The sequence below is a fragment of the Flavobacterium sp. LB2P53 genome, from assembly GCF_003970305.1.
Lineage (GTDB): Bacteria > Bacteroidota > Bacteroidia > Flavobacteriales > Flavobacteriaceae > Flavobacterium.
Genome location: NZ_RYDG01000002.1, coordinates 1 through 14,378, shown reverse-complemented (window position 1 = coordinate 14,378; position 14,378 = coordinate 1). Strand labels below are relative to the sequence as shown.

9 protein-coding genes and 1 pseudogene are annotated in these 14,378 nt (G+C 35.9%); 3 read left to right on the top strand and 7 right to left on the bottom strand.

Going from position 1 to position 14,378, the window contains the following annotated elements; genetic code table 11:
• Positions 1–88 precede the first annotated feature (88 nt).
• Positions 89–628, bottom strand: a complete 540-nt coding sequence (locus tag EKL95_RS02545; protein ID WP_126561308.1) for a hypothetical protein — start codon at positions 626–628, stop codon at positions 89–91.
• A gap of 294 nt (positions 629–922) precedes the next feature.
• Here EKL95_RS02545 and EKL95_RS02540 point away from each other — a divergent pair, with 294 nt between their 5' ends.
• A complete protein-coding gene (locus EKL95_RS02540; RefSeq protein ID WP_126561307.1) occupies positions 923–2,062 on the top strand; it encodes an aminotransferase class I/II-fold pyridoxal phosphate-dependent enzyme in 1,140 nt (379 codons plus the stop codon).
• A gap of 267 nt (positions 2,063–2,329) precedes the next feature.
• Here the strand turns inward: EKL95_RS02540 and rpoN are convergent, their stop codons facing one another.
• From rpoN to EKL95_RS02520, 4 genes are all read right to left on the bottom strand, one after another.
• Positions 2,330–3,796, bottom strand: coding sequence for an RNA polymerase factor sigma-54 (gene rpoN, locus EKL95_RS02535; RefSeq protein WP_126561306.1), 1,467 nt, complete (start codon positions 3,794–3,796; stop codon positions 2,330–2,332).
• Between the two features lie 75 nt (positions 3,797–3,871).
• Entirely contained in the window at positions 3,872–5,308 is a 1,437-nt protein-coding gene (gene asnS / locus EKL95_RS02530; protein ID WP_126457974.1) for an asparagine--tRNA ligase, read from the bottom strand.
• A gap of 520 nt (positions 5,309–5,828) precedes the next feature.
• Positions 5,829–6,125, bottom strand: coding sequence for a hypothetical protein (locus EKL95_RS02525; RefSeq protein ID WP_126457980.1), 297 nt, complete (start codon positions 6,123–6,125; stop codon positions 5,829–5,831).
• Between the two features lie 133 nt (positions 6,126–6,258).
• Positions 6,259–8,679: an efflux RND transporter permease subunit gene (locus EKL95_RS02520; RefSeq protein WP_126561305.1), complete on the bottom strand. Its 2,421-nt coding sequence runs from the start codon at positions 8,677–8,679 to the stop codon at positions 6,259–6,261.
• 198 nt (positions 8,680–8,877) lie between these two features.
• On the opposite strand from EKL95_RS02520, the gene EKL95_RS02515 reads away from it, so the two are divergent.
• Both EKL95_RS02515 and EKL95_RS02510 read left to right on the top strand, forming a co-directional pair.
• On the top strand, positions 8,878–11,148 hold the full coding sequence (locus tag EKL95_RS02515) for a cation:proton antiporter (protein ID WP_126457986.1): 2,271 nt from the start codon (positions 8,878–8,880) through the stop codon (positions 11,146–11,148).
• Between the two features lies 1 nt (position 11,149).
• Positions 11,150–11,479: a DMT family transporter gene (locus EKL95_RS02510; protein WP_126457989.1), complete on the top strand. Its 330-nt coding sequence runs from the start codon at positions 11,150–11,152 to the stop codon at positions 11,477–11,479.
• On the opposite strand, the gene EKL95_RS02505 is transcribed toward EKL95_RS02510, so the two are convergent.
• Both EKL95_RS02505 and EKL95_RS02500 read right to left on the bottom strand, forming a co-directional pair.
• Positions 11,476–13,974, bottom strand: a complete 2,499-nt coding sequence (locus tag EKL95_RS02505; protein WP_126563491.1) for a DUF5686 family protein — start codon at positions 13,972–13,974, stop codon at positions 11,476–11,478. The genes EKL95_RS02510 and EKL95_RS02505 overlap by 4 nt on opposite strands.
• A gap of 111 nt (positions 13,975–14,085) precedes the next feature.
• Positions 14,086–14,283 (bottom strand): annotated as a pseudogene (locus EKL95_RS02500) (ribosome recycling factor); the annotation flags it as partial.
• Positions 14,284–14,378 lie beyond the last annotated feature (95 nt).

Below are 14,378 nucleotides of genomic sequence, written 5' to 3'. Positions count from 1 at the left end.
TGTACAGATGTAGCTAAAGTAATCATGAATTATCTTGACTTACAAAAACCGGATAAAAGCGAATGATTCCACTAAAATGAATGAAGATTTAAACGAAATCAGGTGGTGAATACGAAATGGAAGTGTACCCGGAATCTAACGCCTGGTTTGGCGTAATGATAGGTTCAGCAGAAAGTATCGCTGTTTTTGGATAAAAAGCTACGCAAACAGTATTATTTGGAATATAATCTTGAAGAAAAGACTTCATGAGTTTTTTAACCGGAGACTCTTTAGAGGAAGATCCATTAAATAATTGATTGTCAACAATATCTTTTAAATCCTGGTTTATTGCATCTTGATGTGCATTGCGCAGGTAATACAAACTTAGTATGTTATTTTGAATTCTTTTCTTGAAAATATGATACCTTTTATTGTTGATAACCACATCTTCATTGACGTACTCAAAATCAGTGTCTTCAATAAAAGAATATAAAGTTGCATTCAATTGGATTACTTCAAACTCTGTATCATGTCTTTTTTCCATAGTAGATACCCACGCTTGCTCTTCTTGATAAGCAAACATCAGATAGTATCCCATCACGTTGTAAAACAACGTTACTATTAAAAAAAGTGATGCAATTCGTTTCATATTTGCCGAAAGTAGAAAACTATTTCATAGGTTATTATCTTCAATATTAATTTTAAGTTTTTTTTAACACAATTTTATAAAATTACAAAACGAAACCGTTTTCGGAAAAATTTGTAGATTTTTTTTTAATAGTTGTTTTTTAATTGTTAATTTTTATAGAATTATATTTTTTTGAATAATGAAACAAGATTCTGTATTAGAATTTCTATTTCAAAATTCATTAACTGGAAGAAATTAGTAAACAAAAATGGCGCAAAATCCATAAACCAAAAAAGATGCTTATTTTTGTGGACTATGAAACATTTCCCAGAAAATCTATCCGCTAAACTTGAAATTCGAAAGCAAAATAATGCGTTGCGAAAATTGCCTTTATCAAGTAAAAGAATTGATTTTTCTTCCAATGATTACTTGGGATTTTCACAATCAGAAATTATATTTAATCAGACGCACGAGTATTTAATTACGAATACTATCATTCAAAACGGGGCGACCGGTTCCCGATTGTTATCCGGGAACCATAAGCTGTATCAAGAAACAGAAAACTGTATTGCCAGTTTCCACCAATCAGAAACAGCCTTGATTTTTAATTCGGGTTACAATGCCAATATTGGTTTTTTTAGTGCCGTTCCACAAAAAGGCGATTTGATTTTATACGATGAATTGTGTCATGCTTCTATTCGGGACGGAATCCAACTGTCGAATGCCAAAGCCTATAAATTCAATCATAATGATTTTGAGGATTTAGAAAAATTGATTTTACGGAATCCAAACACTATTATTTATATCGTTACTGAATCTGTTTTTTCTATGGATGGTGATTGTCCCAATTTGGAAGAATTGGTTTTGATTTCAACTAAATATAATTGTTATCTTGTTGTGGATGAGGCGCATGCTTTGGGCGTTTTTGGTGAAACAGGCGAGGGATTGGTTCAAATGCAGGGTCTACAAGAACATGTCTTTGCTCAAATTATGACTTTCGGGAAAGGACTGGGATGCCATGGAGCCGCGATTTTAGGCTCGGTTGAATTGAGGGATTATTTAGTAAATTTCTCCCGCAGTTTTATTTATACCACAGGGCTTTCGCCACATTCTGTTGCTGCGATTTTGGTTGCGTACCAGCATTTAGAAAAAGATTCGGCTTCAATTTTAAAATTAAGAGAAAACATTGTATTTTTCAATCAGCAGAAAAATTTATTGAGTTTAAAACCACTTTTCGTCCGAAGCAAATCGGCAATACAATCGGCCATTATTCCCGGAAATGAAAAAGTAAAAACCATCGCCAGTCAACTGCAGGAAAAAGGATTTGATGTGAAAGCTATACTTTCGCCAACGGTTCCCGAAGGGCAGGAACGCCTGCGTTTTTGCATTCATAGTTACAATTCGACGCAAGAAATTACGGAAGTGTTACATTTGTTGTGCACTTTTCTTTTTTAGCCAGCGGATGCTTCGGATTTCAAGGATTAAAACAGATTAGTGCATTAACGTACTTCTTGCTGTAATTATGGGTTTACTTTTGATTGCAGATTAATCCTGAATTCAAATAATCAAAAAAGCATAAAGAATACGGGTGAATTGTATTGTAAACTATCGATACTTTATTAGGAAAGAAGCGATTAGTATTTAAACCTAATATGGTTTGTAAATTAATTTTTTATTGTACGTATTTTAAGTGCTTAAATTGGTCCTTATTTAACGCATCGCCTATATTTTCTTTCTCATTCTCGCCACAGGAATATCAAGTTGTTCTCTGTATTTTGCAATCGTTCTTCTCGCGATGGGATAGCCTTTATCTTTAAGAATTTCAGCCAATTGATCGTCTGGAAGTGGTTTTTTCTTGTCCTCTTCCTCAATTGTATTTTGAAGGATTTTCTTAATTTCCAATGTCGAAACATCCTCGCCTTGATCGTTTTTCATGGATTCCGAGAAGAATTCCTTGATCAGTTTCGTGCCATAAGGCGTTTCTACATATTTGCTGTTTGCTACACGTGAAATCGTCGAAATGTCAAGACCTACCATGTCGGCAATATCTTTTAAGATCATTGGTTTTAACTTGGTTTCATCGCCATCCAGAAAAAACTCTTCCTGATAATGCGTAATCGCATTCATGGTTACAAAAAGGGTTTCCTGACGTTGGCGTATCGCATCGATAAACCATTTAGCTGAATCCAACTTTTGCTTTATAAACTGCACTGCATCTTTTTGCTGTGCCGATTTGTCTCGGGAATCCTTATACGTTTGCATCATTTCCTGATACTCTTTAGAAACGTGCAGAGAAGGAGCATTTCGACCGTTTAAAGTCAGTTCCAGTTCACCGTCTACAATTCTAATGGCAAAATCAGGAACTACGTTTTCTGTTATTTTATTGTTTCCGGTAAAGGATCCTCCTGGTTTTGGGTTCAGTTTTTCTATTTCGTGAATTGCTTTTTTAAGCTGCTCATTTGAAACATTGTATTTTTGTAACAGCTTGTCATAATGTTTTTTAGTGAAAGCATCAAACTGATTTTCGATAATGTCAGTGGCCAGTTCTACGGATTCTGTCGGTGTTTTATGTTTCAATTGTAACAACAAACATTCCTGTAGATCTTGTGCGCCTACGCCGGATGGTTCCAGTTCATGAATTACCTGCAGCATTTTTTCGACCATTTTCTCATCGGTATAAATGCCTTGCGTGAATGCCATATCGTCTACCATATCAGCAACACTGCGACGAATATATCCCATGTCATCAATACTTCCTACAAGGAATTCGGCAATATCACGCTCTTCATCATTCAGGATGAAGGTATTCAACTGATTGATTAAATCCTGATGAAAACTCACAGGCGCGGCAAAAGGCGTTTCGCGATCATCGTCATCATCACTATAATTGTTAGCCTGCGTTTTATAATCCGGAGTTTCGTCATTGCTTAAATATTCGTCAATGTTGATGTCTTCGGCGTCAATTCGCTCTGATTCCGCATCATCATAATCGTCATAATCTTCGTTTTCGAATTCATCCTTTTCATACTCATCTTCTTCTTTTCCAGTTTCCAAAGCTGGATTCTCGTTCATTTCTTCCAGTAAACGCTGTTCGAAAGCTTGCGTAGGCAATTGAATTAACTTCATCAACTGAATTTGTTGAGGAGATAATTTCTGTGATAATTTTAAATTTAAGAATTGCTTCAGCATTTTTATTGTTTAATCGGTTAACCGTTTATTTGTTGAATCGATTAACCGAATAACCGACTAACCGAATAAACTTTTTTAAAACTCCGCATTCATTGGCGTTCTTGGAAAAGGAATTACGTCACGAATGTTTGTCATTCCTGTTACAAACAATACCAATCTTTCGAATCCAAGTCCAAAACCAGAGTGAACCGCTGAACCAAATCTTCGGGTATCAAGATACCACCATAATTCTTCTTCATCAATTCCTAAGGCTTTCATTTTTTCAACCAAAACATCAAAACGCTCTTCTCTTTGAGAACCGCCCACGATTTCTCCAATCCCTGGGAAAAGGATATCCATCGCACGAACCGTTTTTCCGTCTTCGTTCAAACGCATGTAAAATGCTTTGATATTTGCCGGGTAATCAAACAAGATTACCGGACATTTAAAGTGTTTTTCCACCAAATAACGCTCGTGTTCTGATTGTAAATCAGCTCCCCATTCGTTGATGATATAGTTAAATTTTTTCTTTTTATTAGGCGTACAATCCCTTAAAATATCAATGGCTTCGGTGTACGAAACACGTTTGAAATTGTTTTCCAAAACAAAGTTTAGTTTGTCCAGCAAAGCCATTTCGCTTCTTTCCGCAACTGGTTTCGATTTCTCTTCATCCAATAATCTTCCTTCCAGGAATTTCAAATCCTCAGGACATTTTTCCAAAGTGTATTTGATTACATGCTGAATAAAATCTTCGGCCAAATCCATATTGTCGTTCAAATCATTGAACGCTACCTCTGGCTCAATCATCCAAAATTCAGCAAGGTGACGCGAAGTATTCGAGTTTTCGGCTCTAAATGTTGGTCCAAAAGTATAAATCTGTCCCAAAGCCATGGCAAAAGTTTCTCCTTCCAGTTGTCCCGAAACCGTTAGGTTCGTTTCTTTCCCGAAGAAATCTTCTTTGTAATTCACTTTTCCATCTTCGGTTCTTGGCGTTCCGTCAAATGGCAAGGCGGTAACTTTAAACATTTCACCGGCACCTTCGGCATCTGATCCGGTGATGATTGGTGTATTCACATACACAAAACCTTTCTCTTGAAAATAACTGTGAACTGCATACGACAATACCGAACGTACACGCATTATAGCTCCAAACATATTAGTACGCACTCTTAAATGCGCATTTTCCCGCAAGAAATCCAAGCTCGGTTTGTTCTTAGGTTGTATTGGGAATTTCTCCGCATCTGAATCTCCAAGGATTTCCAGTTTAGCTACCTGAATTTCAAATTTTTGTCCTGCACCTTTGCTTTCTACCAAAGTTCCGGTTACAGATATTGCTGCTCCAGTGGTAATTCTTTTCAAGGTTTCATCTGGAGTGTTTTCAAAATCGACAACACATTGTATATTATTGATAGTCGAACCATCGTTCAACGCGATAAATTGATTGTTTCTAAAAGTTCTCACCCATCCTTTTGCATTCACTTCATGAAGCGTCGTGGTACTGTTTAGTAAGTCTTTAACTTTTGTATGTCTCATTTTAGGGGTATAATTGATATTAAAAATTGTCTGTAACTGAACTGCAAATATAAATGATTTGTTTTAAAAGTCATTGCGAGGAGTGAAGCAATCTGGAGCTATTTCCCGCTTTCCGTTGCAATCTTTTTATTTTTAAAGAAAAAATAAAAAGGATTTACACTGCAATCAGGGCTAGGGAGTAGTGAAAGTACGGTTTTTGAAGATCTTCTTTGAGAATAAATAGGATTGTGATTGGTAACTGAAATGCTTTAGTTTTTTGATTACATAAATGAGAATATTTTCTGGTAATTAATTCTTGGTATTTTGATAGGCACAATCTCGCCTCAAATACCAGCAGTACAAAACTTAAAATCATGCTCCTCAAAGTTGGAAACTTTGAGGAGCATGATTTATTGGTTTGAATCTAATTCCATCAGTAAAAAACTAAAAGTTACATCCTAAAAGTTAGAAACTTTGCGAAGCAGAAGAGCAGGAAAATTCAAAAATGGGAATGTAAGTTGAAAAATAAATTTTATGATTCTTAATTATTGTTAATTTTCTTTAGTAGATTCAGTTTACTATTGGCAATAGAATCAATTTTTGAAGTTGATTTAGTAATTAATGAGTCGAGTTTTTTTACTTTAGCTCCTTCTTTGTTGATTATAGAATCAAGGGAATTTACTTTCTTCAACTCTTTATTAACCAGTGAATCTAACTTTTCCGCCTTGGCATTCAACTGATTGATTTTTTCTTCAGCTTGTTTTGAAATATCACCGCAGGAAACAAGTACGCCGGTTAACGTAATTAAGAGAAAATTGCTGTATTTATGTTTTTTCATGACCGCATTGTATTAATTTAAATTAGTATCGATTGCCAGATAAACGGTATTCTTACGATACCTTTCTGGGAGTTAAAGTACGATATTACTTTGAATAATATAAAATAATATTCAAGTACAGTGTATATAAACTTTACTTATTTTTTTGCTCTAAATCATCAATCTCGGCATCACTTGGTTCGATGATGTCAATTTTGGGTTCGATAAAATCTTGTTCGTTGGCCAAAGTTTTATTCAAGGTCAAGACTAAAGCTGGCAACAACATCAAATTGGATAGCATTCCGAATAATAATGTTAGCGAAATCAATCCGCCAAGTGCTATTGTTCCGCCAAAACTGGACAACATAAACACCGAAAATCCAAAGAACAACACGATAGAAGTATAAAACATGCTCAGGCCGGCATCCGTAAATGTGGCGTAAACGGATTTGCGAATTTTCCAGTTATTTTTCTTTAATTCCTCGCGGTATTGCGACAGAAATCTTACGGTGTCATCCACCGAAAGACCAAACGCAATTCCGAAAACCAATATCGTCGACGGTTTCAGCGGAATGTCCAGAAAGCCCATGATTCCTGCGGTTAGCATTAACGGCAATAAATTAGGAATGATAGAAACCAACACCATTTTGAACGAACGGAACATAAAACCAATCAAAAGTGCGGTCAGGAAAAAGGCGAAAGCCAGCGACGAAAGTAAGTTGTCCAGTAGGTAACCGGTTCCTTTTTGGAAAACTAAAGCTTTTCCGGTGATGGTGACTTTATATTGATCTGGCGGGAAAATTTTATCAGCTTTCTTACGAATTTCAGCTTCAATTTTGGCAATATTATCGCCATTTTCATCGCGCATAAAAGTCGTGATTCGGGCAAATTGTCCAGTGGAATCTACATAGCTTTTCATCAGATTATCTTTCGAGTTTTTTGTAGCATTTTTAGCATACGACAAAATAAACGACTGTTCCTGTGACGTTGGCAATTCATAATAGTCTGGGTTTCCGTTATAATACGCTTGTTTGGAATATTTAATTAAATTGACAATAGAAATGGGTTTTGACAATTCCGGAATTTCATCAATGGTTTCCTCCAGTTCTTCCATTCGCCTAAGCGTAGACAATTTCATAACTCCTTTTTTGCGTTTGGTGTCAATCATGATTTCGAGGGGCATCACTCCATCAAATTCTTTTTCGAAGAAAACAATGTCTTCAAAAAAGGCTTCTTTTTTAGGCATGTCTTCAATTAAACTACCGGAAATGCGCATTTCGTAGATGCCTACAATGCTAATTACTAAAAGAATAACAGAAACGACATAAATTGAAAAGCGATTGTATTTTACGTTTCTCAGAATCCAATCCATAAAAACCTTCACATAATTGCGGTCTAGGTGTTCGATGTGGCGCTCTTTCGGGGCCGGAATATAACTGTGAAAAATAGGGATGACAATGATGCATAAAAAGAAAAGTGCCATAATATTGATAGAAGTCACGACGCCAAATTCCAGTAACAATTGATTATTAGAAGCCACAAACGTAGCAAAACCTATGGCCGTGGTGAGATTCGTCATCAAGGTTGCCATTCCTACTTTGGTAGTGACACGCTGTAATGCTTTGGCTTTATTGTGGTGAATTTTATATTCCTGATGGTATTTATTGGTCAGGAAAATACAATTCGGAATTCCGATTACGATGATTAATGACGGAACTAAAGCGGTCAAAACAGTGATTTCGTAGTTCAGTAATCCTAAAAATCCAAAAGACCACATTACCCCAATAATGACAATTACCATTGATATTAACGTCGCCCTAAAACTTCTAAAAAAGAAAAAGAAAAGCAGTGAAGTAACTAATAGTGAAGCTCCAATGAAGATACTTATTTCATCGGTGATGGTTTTTGCGTTTAGCGTCCGGATGTAAGGCATGCCTGAAACGCGCAGGTCGATTCCGGTTTCTTTTTCGAATGTTTCGACTGCGGGAACTAATTTATCCAGAATAAAATCTTTTCGGGCTGCTGTGTTTACAATTTTTTTATCCATGTATACGGCAGAGCGAATGCTTCCCGATCTTTTGTTGAAAAGTAATCCTTCGTAAAAAGGCAAATCATTGAATAGTTCTTTTTTGATCTTTTGAAGATATGCCGGATCAAGAGTTTTGCTTTGGTCCACAAAAGGAACGAGTTCAAAGGTTTGCAGCGAATCATTTTTTTGTAATTTCTTTAAGTCATTTAACGAAATTACTAAATCTACCGCTTTGTCTTCTTTCAGCGTATTCATCATTTTGCTCCAGGAAGCATAGGCTTTTGGGGTAAATATGGAGTTATCTTTTACACCGATGATGACTAGATTTCCCTCTTCGCCAAATTTATTTAGAAAAGCGTTGTACTCAATATTTACAATATTGTCATCTGGTAATAAATTGGCTTCGGTAAAAGTGAAATGGATATTTTTCCATTGTAGTGCTAAAAGCGCTGTTATCACAACAATAATGGATAACATCAAAATTCTATTTCTGAGGACAATTCGCGCTATTAATTCCCAGAATCCTAAACTAAACCACTTAATCATAAGTCAATATTAAAGGCGGTAAAGGTAGTCAAAACCACTATAAATCATTTATTTTAAAAGAAACTTTTTGTTGTTTTACCGGGCTAATTATACCCTTTTTTTATTTTACAATAAAATAATTTTGTGGCATATAAATTATACATTTGAATTTCTCATCTTTGTTTCTTTAAAGTTGGGAAAGTCCATATAAAAACAAATATGAAGAATTATAAAAACACACTATTTTATTTAAGTGTTACTGGCGGTTTTATAGCACTAATGTATTGGATTATAACTAAAGGGAAGCATTTAGAAGTTGCAGAAACGATAGTGACACCAGAAAGTGGAAACGGTTCCTGGAGTGATTTTTTAGCGTCGATTCAGCATAACTTCCAAGATCCTTTGGCTATCCTTTTGGCGCAAATTATTACGATTATTCTAGTTGCTCGTGTTTTTGGCTGGATTTTCAAGAAAATTGGTCAGCCTTCAGTAATTGGGGAAATTATTGCGGGTATTGTTCTAGGACCATCCTTACTGGGATTGTATTTTCCGGAATTTTCAATTGCTTTATTTCCTGTTGAATCGTTAGGAAACTTAAAGTTTTTGAGTCAGATAGGACTGATTCTTTTTATGTTCGTGATAGGGATGGAACTCGATTTAAAAGTGCTGAAGAACAAAGCAAATGAAGCCGTGGTAATCAGTCATGCGAGCATCGTCATTCCCTTTACTCTCGGGATTGGTCTGGCTTATTTTGTGTACAATCGATTTGCTCCTGAAGGAGTTAAGTTCCTTTCTTTCAGTTTGTTTATGGGAATTGCGTTGAGTATCACTGCTTTTCCAGTTCTGGCCAGAATCGTTCAGGAACGAGGAATTCATAAAACAAAGTTAGGCGCTATTGTTATTACATGTGCTGCTGCTGATGATATTACGGCTTGGTGTATTCTGGCAGTGGTCATTGCGATCGTGAAAGCAGGAACGTTCGTGAGTTCCTTATACATTATTATGTTGGCGGTACTTTATGTTGTAGCTATGATTTTTATTGTAAAACCATTTCTAAAAAGAATTGGGGATTTATATGGTTCCAAAGACAGTATTATAAAACCAGTTGTGGCGATCTTTTTTCTGGTACTTATTATTTCCTCGTATGCTACTGAGGTTATCGGTATTCATGCTTTATTTGGAGCGTTTATGGCGGGAGCCATTATGCCAGATGTTCCAAAATTCAGGACCATATTTATAGAAAAAGTAGAGGATGTGGCGTTGATTCTTTTACTGCCTTTATTTTTTGTATTCACAGGTTTGAAAACTGAAATTGGGCTGATCAATGATCCGTATTTGTGGAAAGTGACCGGTTTTATTATTCTGGTAGCGGTAGTAGGAAAATTTTTGGGGAGTGCATTGGCCGCCAGATTTATAGGGCAAAGTTGGCGGGATAGTTTGACAATTGGCGCTTTGATGAATACCAGAGGTTTGATGGAATTGATTGTGTTAAACATCGGGTTGGAGCTTAAAGTGTTGACTCCTGAAGTCTTTACCATGATGGTCATTATGGCTTTGGTCACTACTTTTATGACAGGTCCGGCCTTAGATCTCATCAATTATATTTTTAAAACTAAAGATGGGGTTGAGATTTTGGAACCATCAAATGATAACAAATACCGAATTTTAATTTCATTTGGAAACAATGAAAAAGGAAAATCGTTGCTTCGATTGGCCAATAGTTTGATAAAAAAACAGAAAAACACTTCCAGTGTTACCGTCATGCATTTGTCTTTAAGTGATGAGGTACATACTTTTAACATGGAAGACAAAGAAAAAAATAGTTTTTATCCTATTGTTGAAGAATCCCATCTCCTGAAACAGGACATCACCACGATTTTTAAAGCAACGATGGATATTGAAACTGAAATTGCCGATGTAGCCAATCAAGGCGACTATGACTTGTTATTGATAGGTCTAGGGAAATCTATTTTTGAAGGGACTATTCTTGGAAAAGTAATTGGCTTTACCACACGGATCATCAATCCGGATCGTTTGATTGATAAGTTTACCGGCAAAGAAGGCTTGTTTGAAAACTCGCCCTTTGATGAAAGAACCAGACAGATTATTTCTAAAACCAAGATGCCAATAGGGATTTTGATCGATAAAGATTTACAGCACGTAAACCATATTTTTATTCCAATTTTTAGCCCTGAAGACTCTTTTTTGATTGATTATGTGCAAAAATTAATTTACAACAACAATTCTAAAATTATTCTTTTGGATGTAAATGGGCATCTTACGACTAATTTTGTCATGAAGAGCGCTATTGATTCTTTGGAGCAAAAATACCCAAATAACATTGGTTTGATAACCGATAAAATCATTAAAAAGGAATTTTTAGATCAGCAGGATTTAATGGTAGTCAGTCTTGAAAGTTGGAAAGACTTGGTGGACTCCAGAAGCACTTGGCTGAGCGGCGTTCCTTCGGTATTAATTTTAAAACAATAATATGAACTGGATTTTATTAATTTTAGGAGGTCTTTTTGAAGTGGGTTTTGCCACTTGCTTGGGCAAAGCCAAGGAAAGTTCCGGAATGGCAGCCACATTCTGGTTGTGCGGATTCTTGATTTGTCTGGCAATAAGCATGGGATTACTTTACAAAGCCACACTCACTTTGCCTATAGGCACCGCATACGCGGTTTGGACTGGAATAGGAGCAGTGGGAACCGTATTGGTTGGAATTTTTGTGTTTAAAGAACCAGCTGATTTTTGGAGAATATTTTTCATCACTACTTTGATCAGTTCTATTATAGGATTAAAATTTGTTTCGAGTCACTAAAGTCCTATATTGAGAACGAAGCTTATTTTGACAGCAATATTATCTTGAAATTTACTCAACTGATTGGGTCCATACCGGTAAAACCCACCTAATCCAAGTCCTTTGTAAATTTGATTTAGTTCGATTCCCGATTCGAAATACCCTTTGTTCAGTGTCTTATAATCCAGTCCGATGTGCTGCTCCGGGTTTTGTAAATTACCCCAAGCCACGCGGGATACAATGACTAAAGACGGTTTTATTTTTTTGAATAATGTGACACGGCTAAACCCGTGCTTGAATTGAAAATAGGCATATTGACTGGAGAAAAACTCATTGAAAAACATGGTTTCAAAACTGTTTTTGCCTGAAAAAGTGATCCTTTGAATGATAGTTTCTTTGGTAATATTATTAGGCGAGGTGTTGTACAAATGAGTTAAGGGTATTGCGCCAAAAGAATATCCTGCCTCGAAAAGTAAGCTTGTTTTTTGACCGTTTAAATATTTTTTTTCATACTCTGTTTTAAAATCTATTTTGCTAAACTCAAAATCATTTTGCCAGATCTTGGGGAGGGATTGGGTGTATTGAAACGTAAATTTAGGAAAACGTTTTTCAACCTCAATTCGTCCCGTAGGCGTTTGCATATAATCACTAAATGGATTCCAGCGCAAAGAAACCATCGCAGTAGTCATCACGTAATTAGGATATAATTTTCCGTTTAAATTGAAAATATAATTGAATTGTGGCTCCACAGCCGTTCTAGAGAGTTCCCATAAACTTTCGGTTTTTGGAATGATTTTAGTCTCTATAAATGTTTTCCAAGTTACATAATTATAAAAAGTACTGATGTTTATAGGTCTGGGATCATAAATTTTAAAAGGCTTTTTGTCAATTGCAAATACGGTGCTGGCAATTTCTCGAAGATCATCCGTATAGGAAACTCCTATCCAGGAATTAGTAAATTTCCCTACACGTGCTGCGATGCCTAAGTTATACTTAAAATCATCATCTTTTGTTCCGTAAGCGGTGTAGCCTTCGACTCTGAAATTTTTTGAAAATCGTTCGTTTGTAGTGCCCCCAATTCCCAATCTAAATCCTTCGTAGTTATTATAGCTAAACAATTTACGTAAGTCTAAATCGAATTTTCCTATAGGTAAATACCCGTTGATAATTTTCCTGCCAAAACGGAGGCGGCTTTCAATTCTTTTTTTGATCGAAATACTGTCGAGTGCTAGATAGGTCTTTTTGCTTCGGCTGTCTAAGCTGTCTTTTCTGTAGGTGTCCCAAAAAGCTTCTGGTTTATTAACTGCATCGTCTTTGATTTCGATAGTGACGGCTGATTTTTTTATTTGGATCGGTATGTTATACTGGATTTCAAAATTGTTGGTTTGCGACAATAAATAGGTGAAATCCGAGGCTGTTTTTTTTCGTTCTTTAAAATCGTTTTCTACATCACCATCAAATTGAATCGTTCCGCCAAGGATTTTTATATCGTCATCATTTTTGCCCTTTACAATTTTAAAGGTTTTGTCCGTTGGAAACCATAATTTTTCACTGGGAATGTACTTAAAGTTATGAATTCCACTAATGTCAAGAACGCCTTTTATGCGCATTACTGCTTTGGCGACAGCAAAATTATTTTGGTCAATATAAAGTACGCCTTCCAGTCCTGACTCTCTTCTTTTTTTCTTATTCTTGAAGTAAATCATGTAGGTGTTTCTGCCGTCAATGATCAGGGAATCCAACAGTTTATAGTTGTAATCTTTTAGGGCATCATTGGCAATGGGGCTGTTGTACTTGGTCTCAAAAAGTTCGTAACGGGAATCGTAAATAGAGAAGGACTGCAAATTAAATGCAATGATTTCATAAACAGGTTGCTTGAAACCCGCCATTTTGGTACCTAATATAGTTTCTTTTAATGTGCTATTAGCAAATTGATATTGTGATACTTTTTCAGTTTGAAACAGATGTTGCTGACGTACGATATCTTTAAACTTATACTCGGAAGAGTCAATTTTTGAGAACTGATCACCGCTTGATTTTTGGACAAAAACAGAATCGATTCTCCCGTCAATGGAGTCAGGATTTGCGCTTACAATGAGTTTATTATAGGATTTAAACTCGAAACTGTAGAGTTTTTTTTGGGGGTTATTATTGTCTTTATTTTCGATCGCCTTTCGGATAATTGCCAAAGCTGGGTTTTCGTCTGGAACCACCACCTCATTCAGACCATCTGTTTTTTGAGACAGCATGACCACATAATAATTTTTGTTTTTCTCGATGGCAATCCGGGCTTTGGTGAAACCAATATATGAAACATCAAAGGCTGTAAAGGGAATTGGAGTAACGATACTAAACTTCCCATCCACATCAGAGATGGAGTTTATACCGTCAGTTGTAGTAATCGTAGCAAATGGTAATGGTTTATTGGTTGTAGACTCTTTCACAATTCCATTGACTTGAAACTGCGCCTGTAGCGAAAGCGTTAAAAAAAAGAAGAACACACACAATTGCTTCATAAATAGGGTTTACTGCAAAACGGGTATAATCTCATTTTGGTATCGCAAAAGTAACAATAAAAAAATCCGTTCCCCTAAGCGAACGGATTTTTAATAGGATTTGAAAAGGAATTACACTTTCATGATTTCAGCTTCTTTAACCACTAAAAGTTCATCTATTTTGCGGAAATAACTATTGGTTAAGTTTTGAACTTCTTCTTCGGCACTTTTGCAAATGTCTTCTGATGTTCCGTCTTTTTCTAATTTTTTGATCTCAGTGTTAGCATCTTTTCTGGCATTTCTGATACCCACTTTAGCGTCTTCGGCTTTCTCCTGCTTGCGCGAGCGCAATGTCATTAAGTTAAGGAATTTTATATTGCATCTTTTTGATTTTTAAGCACTAAAGGTCGAATTCGATTTCTATA

Coding starts and splice junctions, on each gene's coding strand:
- EKL95_RS02545 (WP_126561308.1), bottom strand. CDS start 628: ATGAAACGAATTGCATCACTTTTTTTAATAGTAACGTTGTTTTACAAC.
- EKL95_RS02540 (WP_126561307.1), top strand. CDS start 923: ATGAAACATTTCCCAGAAAATCTATCCGCTAAACTTGAAATTCGAAAG.
- rpoN (WP_126561306.1), bottom strand. CDS start 3,796: ATGCTGAAGCAATTCTTAAATTTAAAATTATCACAGAAATTATCTCCT.
- asnS (WP_126457974.1), bottom strand. CDS start 5,308: ATGAGACATACAAAAGTTAAAGACTTACTAAACAGTACCACGACGCTT.
- EKL95_RS02525 (WP_126457980.1), bottom strand. CDS start 6,125: ATGAAAAAACATAAATACAGCAATTTTCTCTTAATTACGTTAACCGGC.
- EKL95_RS02520 (WP_126561305.1), bottom strand. CDS start 8,679: ATGATTAAGTGGTTTAGTTTAGGATTCTGGGAATTAATAGCGCGAATT.
- EKL95_RS02515 (WP_126457986.1), top strand. CDS start 8,878: ATGAAGAATTATAAAAACACACTATTTTATTTAAGTGTTACTGGCGGT.
- EKL95_RS02510 (WP_126457989.1), top strand. CDS start 11,150: ATGAACTGGATTTTATTAATTTTAGGAGGTCTTTTTGAAGTGGGTTTT.
- EKL95_RS02505 (WP_126563491.1), bottom strand. CDS start 13,974: ATGAAGCAATTGTGTGTGTTCTTCTTTTTTTTAACGCTTTCGCTACAG.